The 16,599-nt window shown below is 64.9% G+C and carries 11 protein-coding genes; all 11 read left to right on the top strand.

What is annotated here, in order from left to right; translation table 11 throughout:
• Positions 1-64: 64 nt before the first annotated feature.
• The 11 genes from JW876_03080 (at position 65) to JW876_03030 (ending at position 16,587) form a co-directional block, all read left to right on the top strand.
• Positions 65-1,126: a PhoH family protein gene (locus JW876_03080; protein ID MBN1884494.1), complete on the top strand. Its 1,062-nt coding sequence runs from the start codon at positions 65-67 to the stop codon at positions 1,124-1,126.
• Complete coding sequence (locus JW876_03075; protein MBN1884493.1) at positions 1,119-3,416, top strand: HDIG domain-containing protein; 2,298 nt, start codon at positions 1,119-1,121, stop codon at positions 3,414-3,416. The genes JW876_03080 and JW876_03075 overlap by 8 nt, the downstream gene beginning before the upstream one ends.
• Positions 3,409-3,831, top strand: coding sequence for an rRNA maturation RNase YbeY (ybeY, locus tag JW876_03070; protein ID MBN1884492.1), 423 nt, complete (start codon positions 3,409-3,411; stop codon positions 3,829-3,831). Before JW876_03075 ends, ybeY begins: the two co-directional genes overlap by 8 nt.
• Positions 3,828-5,051 (top strand): HlyC/CorC family transporter, encoded by a 1,224-nt coding sequence (locus JW876_03065; GenBank protein ID MBN1884491.1) that lies wholly within the window; start codon positions 3,828-3,830, stop codon positions 5,049-5,051. The genes ybeY and JW876_03065 overlap by 4 nt, the downstream gene beginning before the upstream one ends.
• Before the next feature lie 28 nt (positions 5,052-5,079).
• Positions 5,080-5,691 (top strand): DUF502 domain-containing protein, encoded by a 612-nt coding sequence (locus JW876_03060; protein ID MBN1884490.1) that lies wholly within the window; start codon positions 5,080-5,082, stop codon positions 5,689-5,691.
• 63 nt (positions 5,692-5,754) lie between these two features.
• On the top strand, positions 5,755-7,113 hold the full coding sequence (mgtE, locus tag JW876_03055; GenBank protein MBN1884489.1) for a magnesium transporter: 1,359 nt from the start codon (positions 5,755-5,757) through the stop codon (positions 7,111-7,113).
• A gap of 20 nt (positions 7,114-7,133) precedes the next feature.
• Positions 7,134-7,871: a DNA repair protein RecO gene (gene recO / locus JW876_03050; protein MBN1884488.1), complete on the top strand. Its 738-nt coding sequence runs from the start codon at positions 7,134-7,136 to the stop codon at positions 7,869-7,871.
• A gap of 2 nt (positions 7,872-7,873) precedes the next feature.
• Entirely contained in the window at positions 7,874-8,761 is an 888-nt protein-coding gene (locus tag JW876_03045) for a glycine--tRNA ligase subunit alpha (GenBank protein MBN1884487.1), read from the top strand.
• Positions 8,758-10,905, top strand: coding sequence for a glycine--tRNA ligase subunit beta (locus JW876_03040; protein MBN1884486.1), 2,148 nt, complete (start codon positions 8,758-8,760; stop codon positions 10,903-10,905). The genes JW876_03045 and JW876_03040 overlap by 4 nt, the downstream gene beginning before the upstream one ends.
• A gap of 365 nt (positions 10,906-11,270) precedes the next feature.
• Positions 11,271-14,378 (top strand): T9SS type A sorting domain-containing protein, encoded by a 3,108-nt coding sequence (locus JW876_03035; GenBank protein ID MBN1884485.1) that lies wholly within the window; start codon positions 11,271-11,273, stop codon positions 14,376-14,378.
• A gap of 274 nt (positions 14,379-14,652) precedes the next feature.
• Complete coding sequence (locus JW876_03030) at positions 14,653-16,587, top strand: hypothetical protein (protein ID MBN1884484.1); 1,935 nt, start codon at positions 14,653-14,655, stop codon at positions 16,585-16,587.
• Positions 16,588-16,599: the final 12 nt, after the last annotated feature.

Below are 16,599 nucleotides of genomic sequence, written 5' to 3'. Positions count from 1 at the left end.
CGAACGATTCTTCGGACTCTTGGCCCGATCCGGGCCAGGAGTCTCTCTTTTGACGGGGGGAACGGTGAGGAAACGGGACGGGAAGAAGCGTGTCATCTCCATCGCCGGCCTCGATCCGGTGAAACTGCTCGGCGTGGGAGACCGCAATCTCAGGATCCTCGAGGAGCGGTTCCACGACGCGATCGTCGTCCGCGGGGAGGAGATCATCCTGCAGGGGACGGCATCCGTTCTCGACGAGGCCACGTCGGTCGTCGAGACGCTCGTCAGGATCGCGGGATCGGGCCGGGCGGTCAGCGAATCCGACGTCCGGGCCGTCGTCCGCGGCGGCGAGGGGACGGGCACGGAGGGGCCCCCGGGAAAAGAGGTCGTCTTCTACTCGACGAAGCGGCGGCGCGGCATCTCTCCGCGATCCCCCCGGCAGGGGGAATACGTCGACGCGGTCCGTGACCACGATATCGTCTTCGCGATCGGGCCCGCCGGGACGGGGAAGACCTATCTCGCGATGGCCATGGCGCTCGCCTCTCTCAAGCGCGGGGAGATCGACCGGATCTTCATCTCGCGGCCGGTCGTCGAGGCCGGAGAGAGCCTCGGGTTCCTTCCCGGCGACCTCCAGGAGAAGATCGATCCCTACCTGCGGCCGATCTTCGACGCGATGAACGAGATGATCGGCAAGGAACGGGTCCAGCGGCTGATCGAATCGGGCGTGCTGGAGATCGCCCCGCTCGCCTACATGAGGGGGCGTACCCTCAACAACGCCTTCGCCATCCTCGACGAGGCGCAGAACACGACGGTCGGCCAGATGAAGATGTTCCTCACGCGCCTCGGGGCCAACGCGAAGGCGGTCATCACCGGCGACATCACCCAGATCGATCTCGTCGATCCGGCCCGCAGCGGGCTCGTCGCGGTCAAGGAAATCCTTGACGGCGTCGAGGGCATCGCGTTTATCTCCTTCGGTGAGGAGGACGTGGTTCGTCACCGCCTCGTCAAGGCTATCATAAAGGCTTTCAGCGAAATGAACGCCCGTGAGCGCGCCGCCGCGACGGCAACACCGCCGGGCGCCGGCGCGACGGACCCGACCGGATCGGAGCGCGAAGCCGACGCGGGAACCGAGGAGACCGATGGCTGAACCGACCGCCAACGGAACCGGTCGCGGGGAGAACGGCGGCGCCGGACGCGGATTCGATCCGCGGAAGGCCGCCGCGCGGCTGTTCGGCAGGCGGCGCCTGCCGTACGTCTATGCCCTGCTCTTCCTCGTCGTCTCGCTCCTGCTCTTTCCGCCGCTCAAGAAGATACGGGACGTGCGGTTCCGCGAGGGGGACATCGCCGACGTCGATGTCATCGCGCCCTTCGATTTCATCGTTCCCCACTCCGAGCAGGAGATCGAGAGCAACCGCGCCAAGGCCGTGCTCAGCGTTCCCCCGGTCTACCGGGAGAACCGCGAGATCGTCCGGCATCTCCCCGAGGACCTCGAGGCCTTCATGACCTCGATCAGGGACATCGCGATGGCGGAAAGCCTCGATGCGGCGAAACGGGTCGACACGATCCGCGAAATGGCTCCCGCCCTGAGCCGCGACCGCGTCGAGCTCCTTCTCGACCGGGAGATGCGCCGGCGGATACTCCAGATCGGACTCGACCTGCAACGCTCCCTCTTCGAGCGGGGGATCGTGAACGACGCGTCGCCGCTGCGCCGGCGGGACTTCGCCTCGATCACCGTCGTCGACGGGACCGACGAGCGGACGATGTCGACCGCGTCGCTGATCTCCCAGGGAGAGCTCGAATCGGTCATTCTCGACCGGGCCGGCCGCAACTTCGACGCCGACGGAAAGGCGATCGATCTCTTCTACGACATCGTCCGATCGCACCTGATGCCGAACCTCGTCTACGATCCCGACGAGACGCGCGCCCGGCGCGAGGCGAAGATGCGCACGGTGCCGAAGTACTTCACCGTCTCCCGCAACGAGCGCATCGTCGCCAAGCACGACCGGGTGACGCGGACCCAGGTGAGCGTCCTCGAGGCTCTCGAGGAACGCAAGGCCGAGCTCGAGCTCGAGACCTCCGGCATGAAGCGCGTTCTCCTCTATATCGGGAAGGCGCTCAGGATCGCCTCGCTGCTCGCCGTCTTCCTGCTCGCCCTCCGGCGGTTCAGTCCCGGGCTGATCGCCGATCCGGGGAAGACCACGCTCGTCTTCATCATCGTGTTCGTCTACCTGCTGCTCACCGCGCTCGTGACGCGGTACGCGATCCTCGACCCCTATCTCGTGCCGGTCGCCTTCGTCTCCCTCGTGACGGCGGCGTTCTTCGGCGTGATGCCGTCGGTCGCCTTCACCCTCTTCTCGGCGTTCCTCCTTCTCACCCACACCGACCTTCCCGGCTCGCACGCCTTCATCGCCATCCTCGCCGGCACGGCGGCGATCATCTCCATCGCGCAGCTTCGCGAGAGGCGGCATTTCTACACGATCTTCCTCTACATAGCGATCGCCTATATCATCGGGATCGCGGGATTCGGCCTCACCGAGCGCATCTCGGTGAGCCAGTTCCTCTTCAGTTCCCTCTGGGGGATCACCAACTCGTTCATCTGCACGATCCTCGTGATGTTCCTTTTGCCGATCTTCGAGTCGATCTTCGACGTGACCACGAATTTCACGCTCATGGAGCTCAGCGACCTCAACCGCCCGCTGTTGCGGCGGCTCATCATGGAGGCCCCGGGCACCTATCACCATTCCCTCATGGTCGGCAACCTCGTCGAGGCGGTCGCCGGAGAGGTCGGCGCGAACTCGCTGCTCGCGCGGGTCGCCGCCTACTATCACGACATCGGCAAGCTGGCGAAGCCCGAGTATTTCTTCGAGAACAAGGGCGACAACGTCAACAAGCACGAGAAGCTCGCCCCGACGATGAGCGCCCTGATTCTCGGCTCGCACGTCAAGGAGGGGGTCGAGCTCGCCAGGAAGGAGAAACTGCCGCGCGTGATCTCCGACGCGATCCGCGAGCACCACGGCACGACGGTGATGGCGTACTTCTACCAGAAGGCCCTCGAGTACGATTCGCATGACAGCGTCAACGTGGACGATTTCCGTTATCCGGGGCCGCGCCCGAGCTCGAAGGAGAACGCGCTGATCATGCTGGCCGATTCCTGCGAGGCGGCGGTGAGATCCCTCAAGGAGCCCACCGCCCCGAGGATCCGGGCGATCGTCTCGCGGCTCGTCCAGACGCGCATGAACGACGGCGAGCTCGACGACAGCGGCCTGACGCTGAACGACATAGCGGTCATCAGGGAGAAGTACATCCAGTTGCTGACGGGGATCTTCCATCCCCGGATATCCTATCCGGGGCAGGAGCGGGAAGAGAGGGGAGGGGCGGGACCGCGTGATTATCCTTCCGGGAAGCAGGCCCAGGGTGAGCGGAAGAGACATGTTTGAGCTCGCCCAGCCCGCGATCCGCCGCCTCGCCGGCCCGGTGCCGCCCCGCGGCGCCGCCGTCGAGCTGACACTCGTCGGCGAGAGGCGGATGGCCGACCTCAACCGGACGTACCGGAACCGCCGGGGGGCGGCCGAGATACTGACCTTCCCCTACGGTCCAGACGGCGGCGGCGAGGATCCGGTCGGCGAGATCTTCCTCTGCTGGAAACGGATCGAAGCGGGGGCGAGAGACCGGGGGGTCGAGCCGCGGCACTGGCTGCTCCGGCTCGTCGCCCATGGCCTGATGCACCTCCGCGGCCACCTCCACGCCGATCCGGCCGCCGCCCGGCGGATGGAACGGGCGGAAAGACGGGTCCTCGAGGGGTTCATCTCTCCGCGCGTCCTCGACAGACTGTTCGGGGGGGAAACGGAATGACCGGCGCCATGGAATCGGTGCCCATCGCGATACCGCTGCTGCTCGTGGCGCAGTTCCTGCTCTCGTGCGGGGCCGCCGCCTTCAGCGCCGTCTCGCGGATGCACGAGGACAAGGTGTTCCCGCTCTCCCGCGTCTCGCGCGCGGCCAGGCTCCTGCACCGCAGTCGCCTCCATCTCCTCATCGGCCTCGCCCTGCTCCAGGGCGTCGTCGTCTTCGCCGCCGCGGCCGCCGCGGGAGCGTTGCCGGGCGCCGGCGCGGCAGGCCGCATGCCGGCATACGCGATCGTCTTCGCGCTCCTGGTCGCGGCGACGATCCTCGGCGGCGGTCTCGCCGATCGCCGGCCGGCGCGTTTCGCGACGCTGCTCTCCTGGCCGCTTTTGCCGGTCTACACGCTCCTGCGTCCGCTGACGGGGCTCTTCCTGCGGACGGCGACGGCGCTCTTTCCCGACCTCGTCAGGGAGCTGGCCTCTCCCTTCTTCGTCTTCGCCGACAGGCGGGAGCCGGGCGAGGGCTTCATCGAGGAGGAGGGGAGCCGGCTCATGCACCGCATCGCCGCCTTCAGCGACAAGCGCGTACGGGAGGTGATGGTGCCGCGGATCGACGTATTCGCCGTCGACCTGCGCGCGCCGCTCGACGAGGTGCGCCGCGAAGTGGCCGAGGCGGGGCACTCGCGCGTCCCCGTCTACGACGACCAGGTCGATCGCATCGTCGGCATCCTTCACGTCAAGGATTTCGCCCGCCCCGGATCGGGGGAGACGGGGGGGCTGTCCGCGCTTCTCCGCGAGCCCTTCTTCGTGCCGGAGGGCAAGAAGATCGACGAGCTTCTCAGGGAGTTCCAGCTCGAGCGGAAACACATGGCCGTCGTCGTCGACGAGTACGGCGGCACGGCCGGCATCGTCACCATCGAGGACATCATCGAGGAGATCGTCGGCGAGATCGAGGACGAATACGACGAGGAGACGCCTCTGGTCTTCGAGTCCTCCCCCGGCGAATACGTCGCGCAGGGGCGTATGAACATCGGCGAGTTCAACGAGGCCGTGCACCTGTCGATCAGGACGGAGGAAGCCGACACCCTCGCCGGATTCCTATACACCCTCATGGGTCGTGTCCCGGTCGAGGGCGAGGAGATCGTCCACGACGGCGTCGTCTTCCGGATCAGCCGGCTCGAGGGGCAGCGGATCGCCGAGGTGACGGTGCGTCTCCCCGGCGCGGGGGAGTGACCGGGCCACCGGCAGGGAAGGAAATCACATGGGTTGGTTCAGGCGCAAGCTGCTCACCGGCATTCTCATCCTGCTTCCCACCGTGGTCACCGGGTGGGTGCTCTATCACGTCTTCATCTACTTCGACGACCTGCTCGAACCGGTCGTCGCGCGGTACCCGATCATCGACATACCCGGCCTGGGATTCCTCGCCGTCGTCCTCCTCGTGCTCGTGGCGGGCGTCTTCGCGGGAAACCTGATCGGCCGCACCATCATCGGCTGGCTCGAGACGCTCGTCGTGAGAATCCCGCTCATCCGGAGCATGTACACGGCGGTGAAACAGATCGGCGAGGTCTTTCTCCGGGGACAGCACACGGCATATCGCAAGGCGGTTCTGATCCAGTACCCGCGCGAGGGGATCTACGTCGTCGGGTTCACGACGAAGACCTGGCTGCGACGCGGCGCCGATGGACGGGAGCGGATGTTCGTCAACATCTTCCTCCCGACGACCCCCAATCCGACCTCCGGTCTCTTCCTGATGGTCCCCGAGGACGAGACCGAACCGCTCGACTGCTCGATCGAGGACGCCCTCAAGATGGTCATCTCGGGAGGCGCGATCGTCCCCGCCCCGGCCGACCCGTCCCGCGCCGATTTGCCTTGACGAAAACGGCTTCCTTCTCCATGCTCTTCCCTTCAGCGACACACCGGAAGGAAGCCAACGACGATGGACGAGGAGCTGCTGCAGATCTTCGGGCGGATCGACGAGGTCTTCGAATCGGGGCAGGTCTCCGCGCTCGGCGGGATGATCGCGGGGATGCGGGCACCCGACGTCGCGGACATCATCGAGGCGCTCGACGAGGAGCGTCGCGCCGTCCTCTTCGGATTGCTCGACGACGCGGTCGCCGCCGAGGTGCTGACCCTCCTCGACGAGGGATCGGCTGCCGGTCTCCTGCGCGACATGGCCTCGGATCGCACCGTCCAACTCGTCGCCTTGATGGCGAGCGACGACGCCGCGGATATCGTCTCCCTGCTTCCCGACGACAAGAGCCTCGAGGTGCTCAGGTCGATCAGCCGCGAGGACTACGAGGATCTCAGCGAGCTCCTCAAGTTCCACGAGGAGTCGGCGGGCGGGATCATGGCCCGCGAGATCCTCACGGCGCGCGGGGGGACGACGGTCGGCGAGGTCATCCGGCTCATCAGGGCGGAGGCGCGGGAAGTCGAGCACCTGCAGAACATCTACATCGTCGACTCCGAGGGGATCCTCATAGGCGAGGTCCCGCTCCTGAACCTGCTTCTCGTCGAGCCCGACGTCCGGATCGACGACATCATGACGCGCGAGACCGTGACGGTCGGCGTCGAGACGGACCAGGAGGAGGTCGCCTCGATCTTCTCGAAGTTCGATATCTACACGCTCCCCGTCCTCGACGCGCGCGGCCGGCTCGTCGGGCGGATCACCGTCGACGACGTCCTGGACGTTCTCGAGGAGGAGGCGACCGAGGACATCACGATCATGGCCGGAACGGGGGAGGAGGAGTTCTTCGAACGCTCCTCGCTCCGTGTCTCCCGTGCGCGCCTTCCCTGGCTCTTCACCGGCCTGATCGGCGGCATCGCGTCGGCGATCGTGATGAAACATTTCAGCGGCTCCTTCGAGACGATCCTCACGCTGGCCTTCTTCGTGCCCGTCATCACGGCGATGGGCGGGAACGTCGGCATACAGTCGTCGGCGATCGTCGTGCGTGAACTCGCCCTCGGCACCTCGGGCGTCTTCCGGACGTCGGAGAAGATCATCCGCGAGATCAAGGTGTCGCTGATCAACGGCTTCGTGCTCGGAGGCGTGCTGCTTCTCGTCGTCGTTCTCTGGCAGCGCGATCTGCGTCTCGGCCTGCTCCTCTGTCTCTCCCTGACGACGATCATCGTCTGGGGGACGCTGATGGGCGCCATCGTCCCGCTTCTGCTCAAGCGGATCAATATCGATCCGGCACTGGCCACCGGGCCGTTCATCACCACCTCGAACGACATCCTGGGGCTCCTATTCTATCTCGGCATCGCCAGCGCGTTCCTCGACTGGCTCGGCGGGGGATAGGCGCGAGGGGTGCGTTTCCCGTGAGCGAGATCGTCAAGGACCGTGCAATCGTCCTGCGGACGTACGAATACCACGAGACCAGCCTGATCGTCGTCGTCCTCACCCGGGAGTACGGCAAGCTGCGGCTGCTCGCGCGCGGCGCGAGACGCGCGGCGGCGACGGGGATGCGAACGGGGAACGCGGGGGACATCGTTTTCTACTTCCGCCCCGACAGGGGGCTGCAGGCCCTGAAGGAGGCGGACATGCGCGGCACGGTCGCCTCGCTCGGCGACCTGGACCGTCTCTGCCTCCTGCAGGCCGGGCTCGAGCTGGTCGACCGGTCCACCGTCGGCCGCGAGGCGGACGAGGGATTCTTCCGTCTTCTCGACGCTTTTTTGGAGGGACTGGTTGCGCCGGGCGACCCGTGGCTGATATTCTTCACCCTGGAGACGCTGCTGCTCAAGGCGCTCGGGGTCTTTCCCGGCACCGGACGCTGCTCGGCGTGCGGCCGGCCGGTCGGCGACGACTGGCGACTCGATCCGCGGGAGGGATCGATCTCCTGCGGCAGGTGCGGTGGCGACGGCCACCGATCGCTCTCGGCCGGTTCGCGACGGCTTCTGCGGCGGATCGAGGAGGAGGCCTTCGATGCGGCCCCGTCGACGACCTTGACGGGGAGGGAACGCGGCGAGATCGGGCGTCTCCTGCACGAGCTGTTCAAACATCATGTCGAGGGATACCGCCTGCCCGGCGCCCTGCGCATCTTGAAAGGACGAGGATGAAGCTGACCTTCCAGGAACTCGTATCCGCCCTCGCCGAATACTGGGGGCGCGCGGGCTGCCTGCTGCTCACCCCGTACAATTCGGAGGTCGGGGCCGGCACGATGAACCCGGCCACCTTTCTCCGCGTGCTCGGCCCGGAGCCGTGGAAAGCGGCGTACATCGAGCCCTCGAAGCGTCCGAAGGACGGGCGGTACGGCGAGAATCCAAACCGGGTCCAGCAGTTCAACCAGTACCAGGTCATACTGAAGCCCGCGCCGGAGGACGTGCTCCCCCTCTACGTCAAAAGTCTCGAGGCGATCGGGATCGATCCGGACCGGCATGACGTGCGGTTGCTCGAGGACGACTGGGAGTCGCCGACGCTCGGCGCGTCGGGGCTCGGTTGGGAGGTCTGGCTCGACGGGATGGAGATCACGCAGTTCACCTATTTCCAGCAGGCGGGCGGCATGGAGCTCGACCCGATCGCGGCCGAGATCACCTACGGCCTCGAACGGATCTGCATGTACATCCAGGGCGTCGACGACATCATGGATATCGACTGGGGAGAGGGGATCACCTGGGGGGAGCTCTTCCGCCACGCCGAGCGGGATTTCAGCGCCTTCCACTTCGAGCAGGCCGACACGGAGATGTACTTCTCCTTCTTCGAGCGGTTCGGGGCGGAGGCGCGGCGGCTGCTCGACGGCCGGCTCGTGCTCCCCGCGTACGATTACGTGCTCAAGTGCTCGCACATCTTCAACATACTCGACGCTCGCGGCGCGATCAGCGTCTCGGAGCGGACCTCCTACATCGCCCGCATCAGGGACCTTGCGAGGCGGACCGCGGAGGCATACATCGAGGAGCGTCGCGAGGCCGGTTTTCCCCTCCTCGCTCCCCGTGGGAAGGAGCGACGGTGAAGGAGACCCTCCTGCTCGAGATCGGATGCGAGAACCTGCCGAGCGGGTATCTCGACCCGGCCCTCCGCCAGTTCGAGCGAATCGTCCGGGACGGACTCGATGCCGAGCGCATCCCCTGCGACAGCATCTCCGTCACGGGCACGCCCAACCGGATCGTCCTCGTCGTCGACGGCGTATCGACCAGGCAGGCCGACGTCCAGCAGCGGTTCACCGGTCCGCCCGTCTCCGCGGCGATCGGCCCCGACGGCCTCTTCACGAAGGCCGCCACCGGTTTCGCGAAGTCGCAGGGCGTCTCCCCCGATGCGCTCGATCGGATCGAGACGGAACGCGGGACCTACCTCGCCGTCGTACGCACGATCCGCGGCCGAGGCGCACGGGCGGTTTTCGCCGAGCGTCTTCCCGAGTGGATCGCGGCGATCCGTTTTCCGAAGACGATGCGCTGGGACGCGAGCGGCTTCGTCTTCGCCCGTCCCGTCCGCTGGGTGCTCTGCCTGCTCGGAGGACGGATCGTCCGCTTCGGCCTGGGCGGCATCGTCTCCGGACGGGGAACGCGCCTCAGCCCGTTCTCGACCGACGAGGCGCCGGTGGCCGATGCGGCCGCCTACCGTGATCTCCTGAAAAGCGAACGGATCATCCTCGATCCGACTCGGCGGTCCTCGGCCGTCCGGTCGGCCGCCCGCCGGGAATCGGCGAAGCTCGGCGGCCGCCTCGTCGAGGACGACGCCCTCGTCGCCTCGGTGGCCAATCTCGTCGAATCCCCGGTCGTCATGGCGGGCCGGTTCGACGAGCGATTCCTCTCGCTCCCGCGCGAGGTGATCGTCACGGCCCTGAAGAGCCACCAGCGATACTTCTCCGTGGAAAACGAAAGCGGCGCCCTCCTGCCGCGCTTCATCGCTTTCGCCGACGGCGCGCGCCGGAACCGCCGGGAGATACTCCACGGCTACGAGCGCGTGCTCCACGCGCGGCTCGCCGATGCCGCCTTCTACTTCAGGGAGGATACGGCCCGTTCCCTCGAGGAGATGGCCGGGGAGCTCGACCGGGTCGTCTGGCTCGAGGGGCTCGGATCTCTCGCCATGAAATCCGGACGGATCGCCGGTCTCGCCGAATCGATCCAGGCGGCGTGGAGAGACGATCCGGAGCTCGCGCGCGTCGTCGCCCGCGCGGCCTTCCTCGCCAAGGCCGATATCGCGTCAGAGATGGTCAGGGACGGCAAGGAATTCACCCTGCTGCAGGGATACATGGGACGGGAGTACGCCCGCGCTTCCGGGGAGACGGAAGAGGTGGCGGAGGCGATATACGAGCATCACCTGCCGCGGTTCTCGGGCGACCGGGTGCCGGCCTCCGGCGCCGGGGCGCTTCTCGCCGCCGCCGATCGGCTCGACACGATCGCGGGCTGCTTCTCGCTCGGCCTCGAGCCGACCGGTTCGCAGGATCCCTACGCCCTGCGCAGACAGGCGCTCGGACTGATCCGCATTCTCATCGAACGGGAAATTCCCGCCTCCCTGCCGGAACTCGTCCGCGAGGCGCTCGACGGGATCCGGCGGCAGGAACTCGCCGATCCCGTGGACGGCCTCGATCGCCGGATCCTCGAATTCCTCTCGAACAGATTCAGCGTCATGCTGCGCGACGAGGGATTCGACTACGACCTCGTGGGCTCGGTCCTCGCGACGCCGTGGGAGGATCCCTCGACGGTCCGCCGGATGGTCTCGGCGCTCCAGGAGATGCGAGGGGCGGGATCGCTCGACGTCTTCGTTCTGGCCATGCGCCGCATCGCGAACATCATTCCGAAGGATCGGCGGGGCCGGGCCGCGGCCGTCGGCGAAGCGCGCTCCCTCGACGCCCTCGCGCTCTCCGGCGGGGAAGAGACCTTCGCGACCGGCCTGTTCCGGGAAGAGACGGAGACCCGTCTCCTCGACGCCTTCCGCAGCGCCGGGAAAAGGCTAACCGACCTCGAGCGCTCGGGACGCCTCGAAAAGAGCTACGCCGTGCTCGAACAGACCGCTCGCGACGTCGACGCCTACTTCGACGATGTCCTGGTGAATTGCCCCGACGCCGCGGTGAGGGAAAACAGAATCTCTTTCCTGCAAAGCATTTACAGGATCCTTGGCCTGTATCTGGACGTCACGGCGATCGTCGTCGAGTAGCGATCGGCTCCCCGGATAGCACCTGCCGGGCAAATCCTCTTACTTATTGTCATTATTGGCGCTTGACACGCCCCGATTTTCTGTGATAGAATTTATCCGGTTTCGGGAACAGTGCAGGTGCGCCGAAAGCGCACCGACCCATCGCGGGTCGGGATCTCAAACCTACGCCGACCGCCGTTGGAGGCCCAATACTTACTCGACACTCAATTGGAACTCTAGCGGATGAGAGACCGATACGCGACGCTCTTCGGGAACGAAGGAGGTGAAGGCTCTGACTCGTCGACGAGGGTTCGCGCCTGTTCACCGGAATTAAATCAGTTGTGCGTCGAGTTGCTTATTCTCTTAACGATGGGGGGAATAACAGCATGAGGAAGCCCTTAGTACTCATACTGGGCATCTGCCTCCTGGGATTGTTCATCGGCTCCGCGTCGGCGCGCGAGGCGAGAATCGACAAGCAGATCATGCGTTCGCTTTCGGATGAGGAATACAACGATCCTCAGCTGATCGATGCGGGCGTCCGTGACATGCTCACGGCTGCGAACGTCGATACGTTCTGCCTCGTTTGGTATGATTTCGAGATGATGGACTACCAGGGCTGGACGATCAAAGACCAGACCGCTCAGGTCGATATCTTCACCCACGTCGACGATTTCGTCGGTCTCGGCGGCGGCTCCTGGGGCGGCCTTGTCGCTCTCGAGGGGACCAAGTCGATGTGGTGCGGTACCCGTCCCGGCACGGACGAGTACCTCTGCTCGTGGACCGGTGCACCCGGCTACGGTAACGACTGGAATCAGATCCTGATCTCGGACGTCATCGAGTTCCAGGGAATCCTGACCTTCTCGTACCACGGGTACTTCGACTCGGAGCCTGATTTCGATCAGACCTATGTCGAGTACGACGCCGGTAGCGGCAACTGGGTCGAGATCGCCATGTACGATGGCGCCGTCGACACGATTGCCACGCACGAGCTGCTTCTCAGCCAGGCCAAGACCAAGCTCCGCTTCCACTTCACCGCGGACGGCGCCTGGAGTGATTCCGATGGCCTGTGGGATACCGATGGCGGCTTCATTGTCGACTCCATTGTGGTAGCCGACATTGGCGGCCTCATCGACTACGAGGACTTCGAAAGCGCGGCCGTTGGCGCCCACGTTTCCGGTATCTGGACTGGTACCGAGGAAGCGCCCTACGGGACCTACGGCGGGCTCTACTCGAACCTGGCCGACAAGGATCCCTGCGGCGACAACTTCGCCACGCAGGTCGTTTTCTTCATCGGTTCGTCCTACCCGTCCTCGGATTATCCCGGACTGTTCGACACGCCGTTCTGCCTGGGCGCCGGCAACCTCGAGGCTCCCTGCCAGACCGAGCTCCTCGTCTCGCCGATCATCGACATGACGAAGTACTCGTCGGCGCCGAACGCAGTCCAGGATCAGGACATCCCGGCCGCGACGCTGCCGTCCCTCGGCGGCGCCCTGTTGCGCTTCACGACCTATCGCGATCTTCCGACCGCGAACCTCGTGTTCTACACGTGGCAGGTCCGCAACTGGGAGCTCCTGACGGCCACGCCCGATCCGGATGACAGGTGCCCCAGCGCCTGGCTGGATCGGAATTACGTGTACTACGGTCCTGACAAGGACTACATCTTCACGACGCAGGACGTCAGCGACCTGCTGACGGGCGACCCGATGCAGGTTGGCATCGGCGTCTCCGACATGTGCGACGTCTGGTACCTCGTCTATGGTAACTGCGCCGCTCATACGCCTTCGCCGTGGTTCGACAACGTGAGAGTGTACCGTTACCAGACGGTCGGTCCGCAGTGGTCGTGGCGCGATCTCGACATCTTCCAGGACAACTTCCCGGAAGTCGAGTTCAACCTCGAGAGCTACGTCCGCATCGACGCTGCGAACGACCTCCGCGGCAACGACGACCCGATCATCGATCCGGGCGACTCCGCCGTCGTGTCCTGCACGGCGCCTCTCGGCGGTGGCATCGATACCACCGCTGACGGCTGGCCGATGGTCTACTGCAATGTCCGCATCCGCTACATCGGCGATCCGCTGAATCCGAAGCCCGCCATCTTTGGGCCGACGGTCGCGGACAACACGACCTTCTACGGTCGTTACGACTCCGATGACGGCGTGTCGTGGACGAAGCTGCAGTGCGATTACGCTTCAGCCGGCGCCGGTATCGCCGAGGACAAGTACATGGTCGACATGAACGACTCGCTGCTCACGCGCGGGTACATCGTCGAGTACTACTTCGAGGCGAAGGACCGCAACGGCGAATGGTCGACGCTTCCGCGCACGGCCGACGAGGGCACCTTCTTCGAGATGACGGCCCTCCCGACCCTGGCGAGCGACGTTCTCTTCGTGAACGACATGCACTCGCGCGGCGGCATCATGGGAATCGAGTTCTGGTACTGGGATCCCGTGTTCAAGAACGTTCTTCCGGCCGAGAACTACCCTGACCGCTTCGACGTCAACAGCCCGTCGTCGCTGGTCAGCAACAGTCTCGGGTCTCGTGCGAAGAACTACCACCTGACCACCGCGTATCGCAAGATCTTCTGGGAAGGCGGCGACCTCGACGAGGGCGTCATCACCGACGGTACCACCGATACCGACAAATCGAACGACACCCAGGCGCTCATCGACTGGATGGAGTTCGCGCCCAACGACGTCGGTCTCTGGGTCGCCGGTGACCAGGCCGCTACCGACCTCAACAACTCCACGGCCGGAAGCGCCCTGTCCCTGCTGAACACCTACTGCGGTGTCGAATGGGTCGATGGGAGCTACTACGATCTCACCGGCGGCCGTCTGGCCGGCGGGACGATCACTCCGTTCGTGTACGCTCCGAACACGCCGAACAACCCCCTGTACCATACGACCTGGGGTGATTCCTTCTACGTGTTCGGCGGCTGCCCGATCATCAACTCCTTCGACGTGCTGGAGAAGACCTCCGGCGGCGAGTATGCACTCCAGTACCCGGATTACGGGGGCGAGTCGTACTACGCCGGTATCTTCAACACCGGCATCAACGACGGCGGATTCGACATCCGCACGATGTGGTTCGGCTTCTCGTTCGCCGCAATCCGCGACGTGACGTCCGCTTCGCCGACGATGGCCAACATCGTTGCCAAGGACATCATTTCCTGGATGCAGAACGACACCGAATCCGACATCACGGAAAGCGAGATCCCCAGGGCGTACAGCCTGTCGCAGAACTTCCCGAACCCCTTCAACCCGACGACCGAGATCCGTTTCGCTCTTCGGGCCAAGGGTAACGTTTCGCTGAAGGTCTACGACGTGGCCGGCCGCCTGGTCAAGACGCTCGCCAACGAGGTGCGGGACGCCGGTTCGTACAACGTGACCTGGGATGGCACCAACAACAGCGGTGTCAAGGTCGCGAGCGGTGTCTATTTCTACAAGATGGACACCAGGGAGTTCAACCAGACCAAGAAGATGGTCCTCCTCCGCTAGGACGAGGATCTCTTCGGGTCAGGCCCGATGCTCCGGGGCCGGGGGACACGACGTCCCCCGGCCCCTTCTCCGTTTCCCCCGGCACCGATCTCCGTCTTGTGCAACACCCGCCCGTGTAGTATATTCCCCATGCGGTCGATCGCGCCGGGAGGGCTGCCGCTCTCGGCCCCCGGCGGGAGTTTTCGATTGACAGAGAAAATCACAAATACTTATATTATCGCTAGATAATGAGGGATTGCCGCTTGAGTCGGGCACAATTCAGAGAAGGGTGGACATGAGACGCTCGAAGGCATCGATTGCGGTTGAGCTTATCCTGCTGTCAACGCTGGTACTACTCCTCATTCTTCCCGCGTGCCGCAAGGAGGCCGAACCGCTCGACAGGAACAGGGCCCCCGAGACGTTCCTGACCGTCGCTCCTCCCGAGACCACGGAGGCCGATTACCGGGTGCATCTCTTCTGGCACGGCGAGGACAAGGACGGCGTCGTCACGAGGTACATCTGGTTTCGCTCGGACACCGTCATGACCCTCGATCCGGACGGGGAACCCGACATCGAGATCCTCGACTGGAATCCGAGATCCCGGAAGGAAGACTACCTGCGCGGCACCTTCACCGCGAGAAACGACACGGAGTTCGTCTTCACCGGGTACGACAGCAGGTCGGGAGCGCTCCTCAACCGGCAGGCCTTCCATATCGCGTCCGTCGACGATGGCGGTCTCATCGATCCCACGCCGGCCCGCATACAGTTCTTCGCGCGCGTCAAGGGGATTCCCCAGGTGAAGTTCTGGATCGATCTGCCCACCGAGGATCTGAAGCCGTACAATCCGGCCCAGCTCGACACGGTGGCGATGTACAAGCCATTCTCGATCAGGTTCACCGCGTCGACGATAAACAATATCGTGACCGGGTACCGATGGATCTATGCCGGCACGATCTACCCCGATGTCGACATGAACGGCGTGCCCGAATGGCACATACCGCCGCCGGATACGCTCGATATCCCGCTGGCCAACGTTGGAGAGGATGCCCTCTCGAGCGGCGATTTCTATTTGCGCGTCATCGCCCGGGACGAGGCCGGCGCGATGTCGAAGGCGGATATCGTGACGGGGGAGGGCGCGTGCCACGTCATCGTCAACCACGATCCCGACACGCGCGTCCTCCGCGGCGAATGCCAGGCCCGCATGAGGGACGGGCGCGACACGACGATCGTCATCACCTACGATCAGTTCCTCGACGGGATCCCCGATACCCTGCCCTACAATTCGCTGCTCAGGATGACATACGAGGGGTGGGACGACCAGCGGGATTCCCTCGAATTTCCGCCTCCCAACGAGGTGCCCATCCGCTTCCAGTTCCTCTTCGACCGCACGGGCAAGGCCGAGGATGGCAGCATCAGCGCCTACCGGACGCCATGGCTGCCGACCGCCCGGGCGGAGGACACCAACAAGTACGACGACGTCGATTCGACGACGATGCGCATCGGCACGTACGGGTACGACTTTTTCGTGCGCTCCTTCGACGAGCAGTACCGCGCGGACGGAACGCCGGCCCAGGTGCGCTTCTGGGGCAACTTCCCGCCGAAGATCGACAACGTCCAGCTCAAGATCGACCAGATTCCCGCCGTCCCGGGCCTCATCCTGCGGGATGTGCCGGGAGACACGCTCTATGTGGGCACGGTCGTGACCATACCGAACGACGACACGCTCAGCGCATACCGGCAGGACGTCGACGAGGCGAATGCCGCCATCAGGCTCTATTACCGCTTCTACATCACCGCGGGCGGCGAGGACGACTGGCGCGACCCGCCCGGATCGGGCATCAAGGGCTGGAAGTACAGGCTCGACGGCCCCGAGGATTACTATTTCCGGAACGAGAACGAGTGGATCTACGACAACGACGTCGACACGCTCTACCAGGAACTCGAGATGCGAATCATCTACCCCGCCATCGATCTCGGAGGAGGCAACTGGGTCATCGACGAGGCCAACATCGAGGCACCCGGATTCTTCGGGCCGCAGACCTTCGTCCTGAAGGCCAAGGACATCAGGGTTACCGACCGGTTTGCCGAAGGCATCCGCGGCGTGAGTCCGGTGTACGAGGGCGATGTGCTCGTGGCGCCCGGGGCATGGGTGGAAGTCATCCGATCACCCGAGAACTATGCCAAGATCGCTGAATATTCGGCCCCACTGTACATCAAGCTGGTGAAATAGCCACATCGGGGT

It is taken from the genome of Candidatus Krumholzibacteriota bacterium (genome assembly GCA_016931295.1).
Lineage (GTDB): Bacteria > Krumholzibacteriota > Krumholzibacteriia > Krumholzibacteriales > Krumholzibacteriaceae > JAFGEZ01.
The sequence above is the reverse complement of the archived record's forward strand: the minus strand, read 5'-3'. Positions and strand labels throughout refer to the sequence as shown.